A 15,284-nucleotide genomic window follows, 5' to 3' on the forward strand; every position below is an offset into this window, starting at 1 on the left:
CCCCGCCCCGGGGCGTCTCAGTGGGCGCGGATCAGTACTCCGGGTCGAACGACTTGGCGTCGGCCGGGGTCAGGATCTGCACGCCGGTCTTCGCGGCCTCGCCGGTCAGCTCGGCGCCGTCGTTGGGCAGGTAGCTGGTGACCTTGTCACCGGCGAAGGCCGCGGCGATCGCCTTGACCGACTGGGCGGCCATGGTCGAGGGGTAGTAGGGCGACGATCCGGCGAGCGTGCCGGCGCGCAGCTGCTCGATGGCCCACTTCGACGCGCCCTTGTCGTAGAGCTTGACCTTGCTCTCGAGCCCGGCGCCCTTGAGCGCCTGGTAGGCGCCCTGGGTGACGTCGGAGTTCGCGGCGCTGAACACGACGGTCGTGTCGGGGTTCGCCTTGAGCAGCGGCGCGAGCTTCGCCTGGCCCTGGTTGAGCGTGTAGTCGGTGTCGACGGTCGAGACGATGTCGAAGTCGGGGTACTTCTTCTTCATGGTCTCGATGGCCTTCTCGAGGTTCTTCGTGACCCCGAAGAGCTTCGGTCCGCTGAGTGCGATGACCTTCTGCGGGCCCGGGTTCTCCTTGGCCATGTGCTCGATGTAGCCCTCGAAGACGGTCGACGAGTCGGTGCCGCCGATGTAGTTGAGAGTGCCCGGCGTGTACTGCTCCTCGCCGACCTTGAGCGCGCGGCCGCACAGCGGCACGGCGATGACCGAGACGACGACGCCCTTCTTCGGGGCGGTCTGCGACATGATCTTGCACATGATCTCGTCGTTGATGGGGTCGATGATCATGGCGTTGAAGCGGTTCGACTGCAGGGCGTTCTGCACCTGGTTGAACTGCGTGGTGCCGTCCCACTTGGCGTCGAAGACGGTGACCTTGGCGTCCTTGATCTTCGCGACCTCGGCCTTGACCGTCGAGGTCGACGACTGCAGCCAGGCGTTGTTGACGCTGGGGGCGAAGTAGGCGAGGCGGATGGGGCCCTGCACCGAGACGGAGGTTCCGCCGGCATCCACGGTGACCTTCTTGCCGGTCGCGGCCGAGGTTCCCGAGGAACATCCGGCCACGAGGCCGACGAGTGCCGTCGCGAGGGCGATCGCGGCGAGCGTGCGTCGCTTCATGAATAACTCCCTTGTTATCTGCTGACGTGCCGTCGCGTCGTCGCTCAGGCAGTCCGAGCGAGACGGCTGGGTTCGCGGTGCTGTGGTGCTCGGGTGAGACGCCATCGGTCGCTCGGTGCGGCGATCGTACGACAATCCGACAATCTTGGTCAACCGCCTCCTGAAATCGCGGAAAACGAGTTCCAATCAGGCTCGATTTTGTGTGATCGTATGACGAAGCAACTCACCACGGTCGAGGAGTCGAAGATGACCTACCGCCCCGAAGTCCACCCGCGGCACGTTCGCGTGCTCGCCTACGCCGAGGCGCGCGTCGTGCTCGATGCGGCCCTCGCCGAAGCCGAGCGCATCGGCGTGCCCGCCAGCGTCGCCCTGCTCGACGCCGGGCGCGAGCTGCTCGCCTTCGGCCGCCAGGACGGCGCGGGACTGCTCACGGGCGAAGTCGCGACCGGCAAGGCCTTCACCGCGATCTCGCTCGGCACCGCCTCCGGCGACCTGGCCGTCGCCGCGAACACGGGCGGCGACTTCGCCGCCCTGCACCACGCCACCTCCCGCAACCTCGTGACCTTCGCCGGCGGCTTCCCGCTCGTCGACGCCGAGAGCGGGAACCTCGTCGGCGCGATCGGCGCGAGCGGCGGAAGCCTCGACGAGGACATCGCGATCGCCCAGGCCGGCGTCACCGCGTTCCTGGAGCTGGCCCGATGAGCGCCGCCCTCGCACCCCGCGGCCCGCGCATGGACGGCCGTCGCGTCGTCATCACCGGCGCCGCCGCCAACATCGGCGCCGCGACCGCGCGCCTGCTCGGCGCGGAAGGCGCCTCCGTCGTCATCGGCGACCTCGACGACCGCGCCCAGCTCGTCGTCGACGAGCTCGTGGATGCGGGCGTCACCGCGACCTTCGTGAAGACCGACGTCTCGAACGGCGAGAGCATGCAGGCGCTGCTCGCGGCCGCGAACGAGTTCCTCGGCGGCATCGACGTGATCATCAACAACGCCGGCGTGCAGCGCTCGAGCGCGATCAGCGAGATGAGCGAGTCGGACTGGGATCTGCACATGAACGTCAACGCGCGCTCGTGCTTCCTCGCCGCGCGCTACGGCGTGCCCTACCTGCGCGAGTCGGGGCGCAACCCGGCGATCGTCAACATGGCGTCGGTCGGCGGCTACAAGGCCCCCGCCGGCCTCAGCGGCTACTCCGCCTCGAAGGGCGCGATCATCGCCTTCACCCGCACGGTCGCGACCGAGCTCGGCCCCGACGGCATCCGCGTCAACGCGATCGCGCCGGGCTGGGTCGACACCTCGTTCAACGACCCGATCGTCGCCCACATGGGCGGCAAGGCGGTGCAGGATGCGCAGGTCGCGGCCGGCGTGCCCCTCGGCCGCCAGGGCCGCAGCGACGAGATCGCCGAGGCGTTCCTCTTCCTCGCCTCCGACGCCTCGACCTTCATGACCGGCCAGACGATCGTGATCGACGGCGGCGCGAGCTAGCGCCTTCCTTCCTCCCTCGGCTCTCCTTCCCTCCCTCCGAGGAGCGCGAGCTGAGGTTCGTGCCTCAAGGCGCTGCGGCGGGCGGCGACGTGCGGCTCAGCCCGCGGCGTCCTCGCGCAGCGCGGGGCAGGTGTCGCCGTAGCGCGAGCGCAGCTCGTAGTGCCAGAGCTCGTTGGCGTAGATCTGGCAGAGGCCGAACTGCTCGGCGTGCGACTGCATCCAGAGCGTCGTCTCCCACGGGCCGACGTCGACGGCCGAGCCGCTGACGTGCGCGGAGTCGTGCGGCGACGCGACCCAGCGACGCGCCTCGGTCTCGCTGCCGTAGTGCCGCACGGCCTTGTCGAAGAGCCACTGCTGGTAGTGCTCGCTGCGCCATCCGCTCGTCAGCGCCAGGTCGTGCCCGTCCTCCGCCGCCGCGGCCGCCGCGGCCTGCACGGCGGCGCGCAGGTCGGGATCGAGGTTCGCGACCGCCGGTGCGCTGAGATCGTCGACGGCGACCGTCTCGCCCTCGGGGATGTATCCGTCGGCCTCGGTCGGCTCGCCGGACCCGGTGAACGACAGCCCGCCCGACGGCAGCGACGGCAGCACCCGCTGCACGGTCGGACCGAGCCCGCCCCTGACGCCGGGGATCGCGACCGCGGCGACGACCACCGCCAGCACGAGCAGGATGAGCGCGAGCGCGAAAGCGCGGGCGCGGCGGGTCGCGCGGGAGGGATGCGGGCGAGCCGGCACCGGGGCCGACTGCACTGACGGCGCCGTGCTCGACGACACCATGCTCGACGGCGCAGCACTCCACGGCACCGGGCGCCGCGGCATCGTCGACCGCTCCGCCGACCACCGGGCCGACGCGAAGGCCGCCGAGGCGGGGCGGCTCGTCGCCGGTCGACGCGGCGGCACCGGCGTCGGCTCGGTCAGGGGCGCCCACGCGCCGGGCAGGTGCTGCAGCGCGTCGGCGGGCGGAAGCGGGGCGCGGGGATCAGGTCTCATGCCAGCCAGAGAACCGGGGCGGGTGTTGCGAGGGCGTATCGCTTTTCGCATACGTCGGCGATATGCACACCCGCCTACGCTCGGCCTATGCGTGTGCTGGTGGTCGAAGACGAGCTGTACCTGGCGGAGGCGATCCGCGACGGTCTGCGGCTCGAGGCGATCGCCGCCGACCTCGCCGGCGACGGCGACCGCGCGCTCGAGCTGCTCGCGATCAACAGCTACGACGCGCTCGTGCTCGACCGCGACATCCCCGGCGTGCACGGCGACGAGGTCGCACGGCGCGTGTCGGCCGAGCCGGGCGGCCCGCGCATCCTCATGCTCACGGCGGCTGACCGGCTCGACGACAAGGTGTCGGGTTTCGAGCTCGGCGCCGACGACTACCTCACGAAGCCCTTCGCCTTCCGCGAGCTGGTGCTGCGGCTGCGGGCGCTCGCCCGTCGCCCGGCCGAGGCCGCGCCGCTCGTGCTCGAGCGGGCCGGCGTGAGCCTCGATCCCTTCCGCCGCGAGGTGTTCCGCGCGGGTCGGCACGTGGCTCTCACCCGCAAGCAGTTCGCGGTGCTGCAGGTGCTGCTCGAGGCGGGCGGCGGCGTGGTCAGCGCCGAGACGCTGCTCGAGCGCGCCTGGGACGAGAACGCCGATCCGTTCACGAATGCGGTGCGCATCACGATCTCGTCGCTGCGTCGGCGCCTGGGCGAGCCGTGGGTGATCGAGACCGTCGCCGGGGTCGGGTACCGCGTCGCCGACGAGGCGGATGCCCGCGCGGGCACGGATGCGGCCGGCGCCGGGCCCGACTCCGCCTCCGATCCCGGCCCCGCCCCGGAGCCCGCCCCGTGAGCGCCCGCCTCAAGCTCACGCTGAGCTACGCGATCTTCCTGGCGGTCGCGGGCGTCGCCCTCGCGGCGCTGCTCTTCTACCTGCTGCGCTTCGTGCCCGACTCGAGCGTCGAGCTCGCCGCCGGCTTCGCGCCGAGCCGCGGCGATCTGCTGCGCGCGCTCTGGCCGCGGCTGCTGCAGGTCGGCGCCGTGCTGCTGGTGGTCGGCTTCGTCGGCGGCTGGTTCCTGGCCGGGCGCATGCTGAGGCCGCTGCGCCGCATCCACGATGTCGCCGTGCGGGTGGATGCCGGGTCGCTCGACGACCGGGTGCGCCTGGGCGGAACGCGCGACGAGTTCCGCGAGCTGGCCGACACCCTCGACGGCATGCTCGACCGCCTGCAGGCGGCGTTCGAAGAGCAGAAGCGCTTCGCGGCGAACGCCTCGCACGAGCTGCGCACGCCGTACGCGATCTCGCGCTCGCTCATCGAGGTGGCACTCGCCGACCTGTCCGGCACCGATGTCGAGCGGTTGCTGCGCCGCCTCGACGACACGAACCGTCGCGGCGCGGAGGCGGTCGAGGCGCTGCTGGCGCTCGCGGCGCTCGAGCACGCGGGGGCGATCGATCCCGAGCCGGTGGATGTCGCCGAGCTGACCGGCGAGGTCGTCGGCGATCTGCGTCCGGTCGCCGAGAGCGGCGGCGTGACCGTGTGGACGAGCCTCGGCGAGGGCGACGTCGACGGGCGCGAAGCGCTCGTGCGCCAGCTGATCGCGAACCTGGTGCTCAACGGCATCCGCCACAACCTGCCGGCCGACGGGCGGGTGGATGTCGGCACCCGCACGACGGCCGACGGCGCCGTCGAGCTGCGGGTCGTCAACAGCGGACCGGTCGTGCCGCCGGAGCTCGTGCCGACGCTGACCGAGCCCTTCGTGCGCGGCGCCGGGCGGGTAGCGCAGACCGCGAGCGTCGCGCCGATCGACGAGTCGGCGCCGGCCCCGCGTCTTGTGCCCGAGGGCAGCGGACTCGGGCTGACTCTCGTGTCGCGCATCGCCGCCGTGCACGGCGCCCGGCTCGCGATCGCCGCTCCCCCGACGGGCGGGCTGGATGTGCGGGTGCTGTTCCCGGCTCCGCACGGCGCCATCGCGGCGACCGATCCGGCGCACCCCGGCGACCTGGGAGGCGCGCGATGAACTTCTCGATCCTGCACTGGGGCTCGATCTTCTTCTACCCGATCTGGATCGGCCTGACCGCGATGAGCGTGGTGATCGGCGTCGCACTGCTGCGTCGCGGCGACCGCGGGCGGCTGGCCCTGGTCGGGATGACGGCGATCGTGCTCGCCTTCGTGCTGGGCCTCACCCTGCTGCCGACCGGCCAGTGGACGAGCGGCCAGTTCTGCTCGCTGCGCCTTACCACGCCCGGTCTGCTCAGCTTCGAGCCCTTCTCGAACGTGGGCCTGTTCGTGCCGCTCGGCTTCTTCCTGGCGCTCGCGACGCGCATGCCGGTCATCTCGGTGGCGGCGGGCTCGCTCGTCTCGGCCGGGGTCGAGGCGGCGCAGGCCTACGTGACCGCGATCGGCCGGGCCTGCGACGCGAACGACTGGATGCTGAACACGGCCGGCACGCTCGTGGGCGTGCTGCTGGCCGTCGTCGTCTCGGTGCTGGCGCGACGATCCGCCGCGCGCACCTCCCCCGCCTCCTGATCCGCATCCCGAACACGACAGAGCGGCCGGGTGCCCCTGCACCCGGCCGCTCCTTCTGACGGCGGCTTCAGTCGTCCCGGCCGGAGCCGCCGCGCCCTCCGTGACCCGAGTCGTCGGATCCGCCGCTGTGGTGGCCGGCGTCATCCGAGCCGCCGCGCGAGGAGCCAGAGCCGGACGAGCCGGAGCCCGAACCCGAGCCGGAGGAACCGGAGCCCGACTGTCCCGAGCCGGATCCGGAGTTCGAGCCGGTCGCCGGCGCCGGCGCCGGGGCCGGGGCCGGGGTGCTGCCGCCGCGGCGGCCGCCGTGGTCGTCGCCCACGTCGTGGCCGACGCCGTCGTCCTGGCCGGAGTGGCGCGGCAGGTCGTCGTCGCCGACGTCGTGACCCGGGCGCTCATCCTGGCCCGAGTGACGCGGGAGGTTGTCGTCGCCCGGCTCGGGCGAGGCCGACGACGAGGGCGAGGCGGAGGAGCTCGGCGAGGACGAGTCGTCGCTGCCCGGGCGGTCACCGCCGCGGTCGTCAATCACCGAGGAGGGGACGGTGCCGAGCTGATTCGTCGGAACCGTGTTCAGGGTCGCGGCGTTCACGGCGACGCCGCCGGCGGCGATGGCCAGCACACCGGCGGCGATGCCGGCGATGGCGAGCTGCTTCTTCATGTCGCGGATCTTCATGGCTCCGACGTTAGGGACGACTCGTCGAAGACGGGCCCCGCGGATATCCAAGAAACGTCCAAGATCGCGGATGCCGTGGGTCGACGGCTCGTGCGGAGGTCGCCGCACCCCGGAAGATGAGTGCATGCGCGCCCTGCTCGTCGAAGACGACCCCTCGCTCGCCGACGGCATCGTCGATGCGCTGGCCGGCTCGGCGATCGAGACCCGGCACGTCGGCACCGGCCGCGAGGCCCTCGCCGCGCTCGCCGACGACGCGCCCGACATCGTCATCCTCGACCTCGGCCTGCCCGACATGGACGGCACGGATGTCGCGCGCGCCGTGCGGCAGGCGGGCGAGACGCCGATCATCGTCATCAGCGCCCGCAGCGCCGAGCTCGACCGGGTGCTCGCGCTCGAGCTCGGCGCCGACGACTACCTCGTCAAGCCGTTCGGACTGCGCGAGCTGCTGGCGCGCATCCGCGCCGTGACGCGTCGGGCGGCCGCGGCGGCGGCGCTGGCGGAGGCCGCTGGGGCCGCGGGCGACGGCGGGGCGGATGCCGCGCCCGGCGCCGACTCGCCCGACCTCGGCCCGCTCTCCATCGACGAGCGCGCCCAGCGCGTCACGCTCGACGGCGCCCCGCTGCACGTGACCCCGACCGAGTTCGAGCTGCTGCGCTACCTCGCGCGCGACCCGGGCGCGGTGCGCCGCCGCGCCGACATCCTGCGCGACGTCTGGCACACCGAGTGGTTCGGGGCGACGAAGACCCTCGACGCGCACGTCGCGGCGCTGCGGCGCAAGCTCGGCTCACCGGAGTGGATCCAGTCGGTGCGCGGCGTCGGGTTCCGCTTCGAGATTCCTGCGGCAGTCAGTGCCGCGTCCGCCGCCGGCTCCGCTCGCGACGGCGACGGCGGCGGCGACAGCGACGGCAGCGGGCCCGCCGCGTGATCCGCCGCATCCTCGCCGCCCTCCTCGCGGTCGTCGTGATCGCCCTGCTGGTGCAGGACATCCCGCTCGCCAGCTACCTGCGCGAGACCGAGGAGGCGCGTCTGACGACCGCGCTGGAGCGCGACGCCTTCGTGCTCGCGGGCCGGTCGAGCGATGCGCTCGACGGCGACAGCGACGACACGGCCTCACTCGCGGCGGTGCGCACCCTCGCGAAGAAGTACGCGGCCGACAGCGGCGCCCGGCTCGTGATCGTCGACGCCGACGGGGTCGCCGTGGCGACGAGCGACGAGGGGGATGCGGCGGTCGGCGAGTCCTACGGCTCGCGCCCCGAGTTCCGCACCGCGCTCGGCGGCAGCCCGACCTCCGGCGAGCGCTCCTCGCAGACGCTCGGCGGCGAGCTGCTGTTCGCGGCCGTGCCGGTGCTCTCCGGCGACACGACGGTCGGCGCCGTGCGCGTCAGCTACGACGACCGCCAGGTGACGGAGGCGACGTCGAGCAAGATCTGGAGCCTCGCCCTCGTCGGCCTGACGACCCTGCTGCTCGCCGCGGTGATCGGCTTCATCCTGTCGCGCTCGATCACGCGGCGCCTGCGGCTGCTGCGCGACGCGACCGAGCGCTTCGCCCGCGGCGACCGCGCCGTGCGCGCCGACGTCGACTCGGGGGCGCCCGAGCTGCGCTCGCTGGCCGGATCGTTCAACACGATGGCCGAGCGCATCGACGACCTCATCGCGCAGCAGCGGTCTTTCGCCGGGGACGCCTCCCACCAGCTGCGTTCCCCGCTCACCGCAGTACGACTGCGGCTCGAGCACGCGCGCGAGCTCGTCGGCGTCGACCCGGACGGCGCCGCGCAGCGCCTCGACGTGGCCGAGGCCGAGCTCGACCGCCTCGACGAGCTCATCGAGGGGCTGCTGGTGCTCAGCCGCGCGGAGGATGCCGCCCCGGTCGAGACGGTGGATGCGACTGCCGTCGCCCGCGAGCGCGTCGAGGCCTGGCAGGCCCTCGCCGAGGAGCGCGCGAGCACGATCGAACTGCACGCCGCGGCGGAGGCGATGCTCATCTCGGCCGTGCCCACCGCTTTCGAGCAGGTGCTCGACAACCTCATCGACAACGCACTGCGCGCCGGCGGGCCGGGCACCCGCATCCGGATCTCGCTCGCCGCCGCGCCCGATGATGCGGACGCCGTCGACCTGCACGTGGTCGACAACGGCCCCGGGATGACGGCCGATCAGCGCGCCCGCGCCTTCGACCGCTTCTGGCGCGGACGCAACGACGACCTCGGCAGCGGCCTGGGACTCGCGATCGTCGCACGCCTGGTGCGCGCCTCGGGCGGCGAGGCGACCCTGCTCGACGCCGTCGGTGAGGATCTCGGCGTGGACGCCCGCGTGCGCTGGCGCCGCCCCTGACGCGTCCGGCCCGCCCTAGCGGCGATGCCCGTCCCTCCCCCGCTCCCGCAGCAGATCGATCGGTCGCAAACTGTCGCCTGAGAAGCCGTTGAAGCGACGGTTTGCGACCGATCGATGAGAGGAACGAGGCGCTGGGCCGCGTTCGGGCTACGCCTCGCCGATGTCGCGCAGGATGCGGGCCGCGCGGTCGAGCACGGCCCGGTCCTCGGCGGGGAGATCAGCGAGGATGCGGTCGAACCAGGCGTGCCGGCGCACGCGGTCGACGGCGGCGATCTCGGCGCCGGCCTCCGTCGGCACGATGCTGACGCGGCGTCCGTCGCGCGGATCGGGCTCGCGCCGCACGAGCCCGAGCTGCTCGAGGCGGTTGACGGTCTGGCTGATCGTCGAGAGGGCGACACGGTCGCGGTCGGCGAGCTCGCTGAGCGACTGAGGCCCGGTCGCGGTGAGCGCCGCGAGCACCTCGGTCGCGCTCTCGCCGAGGTCGCCCTGGGCGCGCAGACTGCGGAAGCGGCGGTAGATCACGGCGACGCTACGGCGCAGCTCGTGGCCGAGCTCGCGCACCTCCGGGTCGATCGGCGGAGCACCGCCGCCGGCCTCGGCGTCGCGCGCGGCGGCCGCGTGCTCCCGCTCGAGCGCAGCACGTTCGGCGTCGCTGCGCTGCGCGGGGGCGCCGCGATCGGCGGGCGTCCGGCGCCCGGCATCGCCCGGACTTGATTCCCTGCTCACGATTGCTTAGCATAACGAAGCAGTTTTACTTCGTATACCTAAGGAATGCCGGATGCCCGTCACCACCCTCGATCCGTCCGTCGCCCTCGTCGTCATCGACCTGCAGAAGGGCATCGCCGTCGACCCGCGCGCGCATCCGGTCGCCCCGGTCGTCGCGAACGCGGTGGCCCTGCTCGACGCCTTCCGCGCTCGCGAGCTTCCCGTCGTGCTCGTCAACGTCACCGGCGGAACCGGCGTGCGCACCGATCAGAGCGCCGCGCGCGCCGCCGCCGGAGCCGGCGTGGGCGCCGGCGGCCGCACCTTCCCGGACGACTTCGCCGAGCTGATCCCCGAGCTGGATGCGCGCACGAGCGACATCCTCGTGACCAAGCGAACGGTCGGCGCCTTCACCGGCACCGATCTCGAGGAGCGTCTGCGCGAGCGCGGCGTGACCCAGCTCGTCGTCGTCGGCATCGCGACGAGCGCCGGCGTCGAGTCGACCGTGCGCGCCGCCGCCGACCTCGGCTTCCACGTGAGCGTCGCGACCGATGCCTGCACCGACACCTCGATCGCCGGACACGAGGCCAGCGTCAGCGCCGGGCTCCCCCGCTTCGCCGAGACCGGCACCACCGCGGAGGTGCTCGCGCTGCTGCCGGCGCTCGCCCGATGAGCGCCCGCGACACGGCCGCCCACGACACCGCCGCCCACGATCTCGCCGGACCCGCCGCCGGGGCCACCCCGACCAGCGCCACCGCCGACACCCGCATCCCGCGCCGCCTCTACGCGCCGCTCATCATCGGCACGATCCTCAATCCGATCAATTCCTCGATCGTCGCCGTCGCGCTCGTGCCGATCGCGGCCGCGTTCGGCGTGCCGGCATCCCAGTCGGCGTGGCTCGTGACCGGGCTCTACCTGGCGACCTCGGTCGGCCAGCCCCTGGCCGGACGCCTCGTGGATGCGGTCGGCGCGAAGCCCGTCTTCCTGGTCGGCGCGGCGCTCACGATGCTCGCGGGCCTGATCGGAGCCTTCGCTCCCGCCTTCGGCTGGCTCATCGCCGCCCGCGTCGTGCTCGGGCTCGGCACCTGCGCCGGCTACCCCTCGTCGATGTCGGTCGCCCGCTCGCGCACGACCGACCCGACCGCGAAGGGCGCACGCACCCTGCTGACGGTGCTCGCCGTCGCGACGCAGACGGTCGCGGTGATCGGCCCGACTCTCGGCGGCGCGCTCATCGGCGTCGGCGGATGGCCGGCCGTCTTCGCGATCAACGTGCCGCTCGGGCTCCTCAGCCTCGTGCTCGGCGCGCTGTTCCTGCCGTCGGCGAGGCGCGACGCGCCCGCGGACGCCGTCGTCGGCGCGACGGACGCCGCCGCCGCGGACGCGACAGGCGGCGCCGCGCCCCGCCGTCGCATCCGCCTCGACCTGCCGGGCCTGGCGCTGTTCATCCTCGCGCTGCTGCCCCTGCTCGTCGTCATCATGGAGCCCACGGCGGGCCTGACCTGGATGCTGATCATCGCCGTGCTCGCGGGCGTCGGCTTCGTGCTGCGCGAACTGCGCACGACCGAGCCGTTCATCGACCTGCGCATGATCGGCGGCAACCGGGCGCTGCTGTCGACGTACATCCGCGCGACGCTGACGGCGCTGGTCAGCTACACGTTCCTCTACGGCTTCACGCAGTGGCTCGAGCACGCGCGCGGCCTGTCGCCTGCGACGGCGGGGCTCATCCTGCTGCCGACCTTCGCGGTCGCGATCGTCGTCTCGGCGCTGACCGGACGGGTCGCCCGCCTGCGCCCGAAGCTCTCGGTCGCGGCGGCGGCGCAGCTGATCAGCTGCGTGATCATGCTGTTCGCCAGCGCGCAGAGTCCGCTCTGGATGCTCGTCGCGGCCGCCGTCGTCATGGGCGTCTCGCAGGGCCTCGCCAACGTGACGAACCAGCAGGCGCTCATCGCGGTCGCGCCGGCCGCCCAGATGGGATCAGCCGCCGGCATCATGCGCACCTTCTTCTACTTCGGCGCGATCCTCTCGGGCGCGGCGACGGCGCTGTTCTTCGGCGCGGCCGCCGACACCGACGGCCTGCACCGGGTCGCGATCGTGTCGATCGTGGCGAGCTCGCTGCTGCTCGCGCTCACGCTCGTCGATCGCTCGCTGCGCCCCCGTTCGGCCGCACCCATCGCATCCAGCGCCACCTGACCAGGGCGAGCCAGGCCGCCATCCTCACTCCATCGTGTCGAGGATCTTCACCAGCAGCTCGAAGGTCGTGAGCGGGTTGATGATCGCGAAGCGCACGACCGGCTCGCCGTTATGCGAGCTCGGCACGACGAAGCCGATCTGGTCGTCGAGCAGCTTCTGCGACCAGCGGTCGTAGTCGGCGAGGGTCCAGCCCTCGCGGCGGAAGACGACGATCGACAGCTGCGGGTCGCGCACGAGCGACAGCGAGGGCCGGGCCGCGATCTCGTCGGCGATCTGCCGGGCGAGGCGGATGCCGTGGTCGATCGCCGCGCGGTAGCGCTCGGTGCCGTGGGTGGCGAGCGAGAACCACATCGGCAGGCCGCGGGCGCGGCGGGTGAGCTGGATGCCGAGGTCCGACGGGTTCCAGTCGGCGGCGTCGGTGAGGGTGTCGAGGTACTCGGCGCGTTGGGTGTGCGCGCGCAGCGCCTGCGCCGGGTCGCGGTAGATCAGCGCGCAGGCGTCGAAGGGCGCGAACAGCCACTTGTGCGGGTCGACGATGAGCGAGTCGGCGTGCTCGACGCCGGCGAAGAGCGGACGCATCCCCTCGACCAGCATCGCGGCCAGGCCGTAGGCGCCGTCGATGTGCAGCCAGACGCCGCGCGGCTTCGTCACCGCGGCGACCGAGGCGATGTCGTCGACGATGCCGAAGTTGGTGGTGCCGCCGGTCGCGACCACCGCGAAGACGGCGTCGCCGAACTCGTCGAGCGCGGCCTCGACCGCATCGCCGTGCAGACGTCCGTCGTCGCCGGTGGGCACGCCGACGACATCCACGTCCATGACTTCGGCGGCCGACGTGATCGACGAGTGCGCCTCGCTGCTGCAGACGACGACCCAGCGGTCGGGGCGGGCGCGGCCCTCGTCGGCGAAACGGCGGCGGGCGACGTCGCGCGCGGCGACGAGGGCCGAGAGGTTGCCGATCGTGCCGCCCTGCATGAAGACGCCGCCGGCGCCCTCGGGCAGGCCGAACTCGGCGGCGAGCCAGTGCAGCACCTCGTTCTCGGCGTAGACCGCGCCGGATCCCTCGATCCACGAGCCGCCGTAGACGGCCGATGCCGAGACGATCACGTCGAAGGCGCTGGCGGCCTTGCTCGGCGCCGAGGGGATGAAGGCGAGGTACCCGGGGTGGTCGGTCGTGAGGCAGGCGGGCGCGAGCACGTTCTCGAACACGGCCGTGGCCCGACGGGCGCCGATGCCGCCGCTCGTGATCGTGCGGCCGGCGAGGCGGAAGAGGTCGCGCTCGGTCATGGCCTTGTCGAGCGGGATGTCGGTGCCGAGCGCGCGGCGACGGGCGTAGTCGAGCACCTCGTCGACGGTGTCGACGGTCTCGGGCAGGATCGCGTGCATCCGCGCGGCGGGGTCGGTGCTCGTGAGGTCGGCCGGATCGGTCATGGGTTCTCTCCCGGGTGGTGGTCGGAGCGAGGATGCGCGGGGGGCGATGCCGGGTGGGCGTCGCTGCCCGCGCTCAGGGCTGCGGGGTCGGCGCCGAGCAGCGCCGCGGCGACGCGCAGGGTGAGTGCGCGGCGGTCGGGCGCCGCCTGCCAGCGTACGAGCGAGTGGGCGTTGAGTCCGTCGATGAGGGCGAGCAGCTGCCAGGCGACCGCGTCGGCGTCACCGGACGCACTCGCGGCGAGGCCGAAGGAGCCCTGCGCGATTCCGTCGGAGATGACGCCCGCGATCATGGCCTGCCAGGCATCCATCTGCTCGCGCACGGCCGCGGCGAGCGCCGCGTTGCCGGTGCCGAGCGCCCAGCCCTGCACCCAGACGAGCGTGACGTCGTCGCGGCCGCCGTCGAGCACGGTGTCGATGAGCGCTCCGATGCGCCACGACGGCGCCGGCTCGGCGCCGAGCAGCGCGGTGACGTCGTCGAGCTCGTCGGCGACGATCGCGGCGAAGGTGGCGGCGACGAGCTCGTCCATGCCGTCGATGTAGTGGGAGACGAGACCGGAGGCGACGCCCACGCGGGCGGCGACCGCGCGCAGCGTGAGCGCGGCGAGTCCCTGCTCGAGTGCGAGCTCGCGGGCGGCGCGCTCGATCTCAGCTCGACGCTCGGCGGGCGACTTGCGGGTGCGGGGTGCGGTGGATGTTGACGTCATCGGATCTCGTCCGTACTCTGCCCCATATTGATCGCTTGATCAATACCCGGTTCGAGACCCACGATCGACAGACCGGCGTCCCGCGACGACGCGGCCGCCGCCCGCAAGCCGAGGAGACCCCCATGACCTGGCGCATGCCGGCCGAGACCCACCCCCACGAGCGCAGCTGGATGGCCTTCCCCGTCGCCGGCCAGACTCTCGGCGACACCGGCGCCGAGCGCGAGGAGTGCTACGCCGCCTGGACGGCCGTGGGCCGCGCGATCGCCGAGTTCGAGCCGCTCACGATGGTCGTCGACCCGAGCGAGGCCGCCCGCGCCCGCGACCTGCTCGGCTCGGGCGTCGAGCTGCTCGAGGCCCCGCTCGACGAGTTCTGGATGCGCGACTTCGGCCCCAGCTTCGTGCTCGACCCCGAGCGCCCCGGCGTGCTCGGCGCGGTCGACTGGATCTTCAACGGCTGGGGCGACCACGAATGGTCGGACTGGGCGAAGGCGGCCGAGATCGCCCGCGTGATCGCCGGACGCACCGGCGCCGAGCTCGTCAGCTCGACGCTCGTGAACGAGGGCGGCGGCATCCACGTCGACGGCGAGGGCACCGTGCTGCTCACCGAGACGGTGCAGCTCGACCCGCGCCGCAACCGCTACGCCGACAAGGCCCGTGTCGAGGCCGAGATGCTGCGCACGATCGGCGCGACCACCCCGATCTGGCTGCCGCGCGGGCTCACCCGCGACTACGACGAGTTCGGCACCAACGGCCACGTCGACATCGTCGCGACCTTCCCCTCCCCCGGCCACGTGCTGCTGCACGAGCAGCGCGACCCCGCGCACCCCGACCACGAGGTCTCGCGCGAGATCCGCGCGGTGCTGGCCGGCGCTCGCGACGCCGCCGGGCGCGCGCTCGAGATCGTCGAGCTGCCGGCTCCGACGCAGATCCGCGACGAGGAGGGCCTGGTCGACTGGAGCTACGTCAACCACTACGTGCTCAACGGCGGCGTGATCGCCTGCGGTTTCGGCGACGAGAAGTCGGATGCCGAGGCGCGCGCGATCCTCGCCGACGCCTACCCGGGCCGCGAGGTCGTGACGGTGGATGCGCGGGCGATCTTCGCGCGCGGCGGCGGCATCCACTGCATCACCCAGCAGCAGCCGGCGCTCGTGCCGGTCGGCGCGCACGCGGGCGCCTGAGC

Annotated in this window: 16 protein-coding genes; 10 read left to right on the plus strand and 6 right to left on the minus strand. The window is 73.0% G+C overall.

Annotation, left to right across the window (positions count from 1 at the left end):
• Nucleotides 1–31: 31 nt before the first annotated feature.
• Complete coding sequence (locus BJ979_RS16920; protein ID WP_179569723.1) at nt 32–1,105, minus strand: sugar ABC transporter substrate-binding protein; 1,074 nt, start codon at nt 1,103–1,105, stop codon at nt 32–34.
• Between the two features lie 210 nt (nt 1,106–1,315).
• Between BJ979_RS16920 and BJ979_RS16925 the strand changes: the two genes are divergently transcribed.
• A complete protein-coding gene (locus BJ979_RS16925; protein ID WP_179569725.1) occupies nt 1,316–1,807 on the plus strand; it encodes a GlcG/HbpS family heme-binding protein in 492 nt (163 codons plus the stop codon).
• Nucleotides 1,804–2,586, plus strand: a complete 783-nt coding sequence (locus BJ979_RS16930; RefSeq protein WP_179569727.1) for an SDR family NAD(P)-dependent oxidoreductase — start codon at nt 1,804–1,806, stop codon at nt 2,584–2,586. Before BJ979_RS16925 ends, BJ979_RS16930 begins: the two co-directional genes overlap by 4 nt.
• A 96-nt stretch (nt 2,587–2,682) precedes the next feature.
• Here the strand turns inward: BJ979_RS16930 and BJ979_RS16935 are convergent, their stop codons facing one another.
• Nucleotides 2,683–3,573, minus strand: a complete 891-nt coding sequence (locus BJ979_RS16935) for a M15 family metallopeptidase (RefSeq protein ID WP_179569729.1) — start codon at nt 3,571–3,573, stop codon at nt 2,683–2,685.
• A gap of 87 nt (nt 3,574–3,660) precedes the next feature.
• Between BJ979_RS16935 and BJ979_RS16940 the strand changes: the two genes are divergently transcribed.
• The 3 genes from BJ979_RS16940 to BJ979_RS16950 are packed head-to-tail and all read left to right on the plus strand — an operon-like array spanning nt 3,661 to nt 6,082.
• Entirely contained in the window at nt 3,661–4,407 is a 747-nt protein-coding gene (locus BJ979_RS16940) for a response regulator transcription factor (RefSeq protein ID WP_179569731.1), read from the plus strand.
• Nucleotides 4,404–5,573, plus strand: coding sequence for a sensor histidine kinase (locus BJ979_RS16945; RefSeq protein WP_179569733.1), 1,170 nt, complete (start codon nt 4,404–4,406; stop codon nt 5,571–5,573). Before BJ979_RS16940 ends, BJ979_RS16945 begins: the two co-directional genes overlap by 4 nt.
• On the plus strand, nt 5,570–6,082 hold the full coding sequence (locus BJ979_RS16950) for a VanZ family protein (RefSeq protein WP_179569735.1): 513 nt from the start codon (nt 5,570–5,572) through the stop codon (nt 6,080–6,082). Before BJ979_RS16945 ends, BJ979_RS16950 begins: the two co-directional genes overlap by 4 nt.
• Nucleotides 6,083–6,149: 67 nt before the next feature.
• Here the strand turns inward: BJ979_RS16950 and BJ979_RS16955 are convergent, their stop codons facing one another.
• Nucleotides 6,150–6,752: a hypothetical protein gene (locus BJ979_RS16955; protein WP_179569737.1), complete on the minus strand. Its 603-nt coding sequence runs from the start codon at nt 6,750–6,752 to the stop codon at nt 6,150–6,152.
• A gap of 124 nt (nt 6,753–6,876) precedes the next feature.
• Here BJ979_RS16955 and BJ979_RS16960 point away from each other — a divergent pair, with 124 nt between their 5' ends.
• On the plus strand, nt 6,877–7,677 hold the full coding sequence (locus tag BJ979_RS16960) for a response regulator transcription factor (RefSeq protein WP_179569739.1): 801 nt from the start codon (nt 6,877–6,879) through the stop codon (nt 7,675–7,677).
• Nucleotides 7,674–9,080, plus strand: a complete 1,407-nt coding sequence (locus tag BJ979_RS18235) for a sensor histidine kinase (RefSeq protein WP_179569740.1) — start codon at nt 7,674–7,676, stop codon at nt 9,078–9,080. Before BJ979_RS16960 ends, BJ979_RS18235 begins: the two co-directional genes overlap by 4 nt.
• A 147-nt stretch (nt 9,081–9,227) precedes the next feature.
• On the opposite strand, the gene BJ979_RS18240 is transcribed toward BJ979_RS18235, so the two are convergent.
• Nucleotides 9,228–9,806, minus strand: coding sequence for a MarR family transcriptional regulator (locus tag BJ979_RS18240; protein WP_179569741.1), 579 nt, complete (start codon nt 9,804–9,806; stop codon nt 9,228–9,230).
• Between the two features lie 52 nt (nt 9,807–9,858).
• On the opposite strand from BJ979_RS18240, the gene BJ979_RS16975 reads away from it, so the two are divergent.
• Together BJ979_RS16975 and BJ979_RS16980 are read left to right on the plus strand one after the other, a co-directional pair.
• Nucleotides 9,859–10,455, plus strand: a complete 597-nt coding sequence (locus BJ979_RS16975; RefSeq protein ID WP_179569742.1) for a cysteine hydrolase family protein — start codon at nt 9,859–9,861, stop codon at nt 10,453–10,455.
• Nucleotides 10,452–11,972 (plus strand): MFS transporter, encoded by a 1,521-nt coding sequence (locus tag BJ979_RS16980; RefSeq protein ID WP_179569743.1) that lies wholly within the window; start codon nt 10,452–10,454, stop codon nt 11,970–11,972. Before BJ979_RS16975 ends, BJ979_RS16980 begins: the two co-directional genes overlap by 4 nt.
• Nucleotides 11,973–11,996: 24 nt before the next feature.
• Here BJ979_RS16980 and BJ979_RS16985 read toward each other — a convergent pair whose 3' ends face one another.
• Together BJ979_RS16985 and BJ979_RS16990 are read right to left on the minus strand one after the other, a co-directional pair.
• On the minus strand, nt 11,997–13,400 hold the full coding sequence (locus BJ979_RS16985) for a pyridoxal phosphate-dependent decarboxylase family protein (RefSeq protein WP_179569744.1): 1,404 nt from the start codon (nt 13,398–13,400) through the stop codon (nt 11,997–11,999).
• Nucleotides 13,397–14,104, minus strand: a complete 708-nt coding sequence (locus tag BJ979_RS16990) for a TetR/AcrR family transcriptional regulator (RefSeq protein ID WP_179569745.1) — start codon at nt 14,102–14,104, stop codon at nt 13,397–13,399. The genes BJ979_RS16985 and BJ979_RS16990 overlap by 4 nt, the downstream gene beginning before the upstream one ends.
• A gap of 122 nt (nt 14,105–14,226) precedes the next feature.
• Here BJ979_RS16990 and BJ979_RS16995 point away from each other — a divergent pair, with 122 nt between their 5' ends.
• Nucleotides 14,227–15,282, plus strand: coding sequence for an agmatine deiminase family protein (locus tag BJ979_RS16995; protein ID WP_179569747.1), 1,056 nt, complete (start codon nt 14,227–14,229; stop codon nt 15,280–15,282).
• Nucleotides 15,283–15,284: the final 2 nt, after the last annotated feature.

Origin of the sequence: Schumannella luteola, from assembly GCF_013408685.1 — a bacterium.
GTDB lineage: Bacteria > Actinomycetota > Actinomycetes > Actinomycetales > Microbacteriaceae > Schumannella > Schumannella luteola.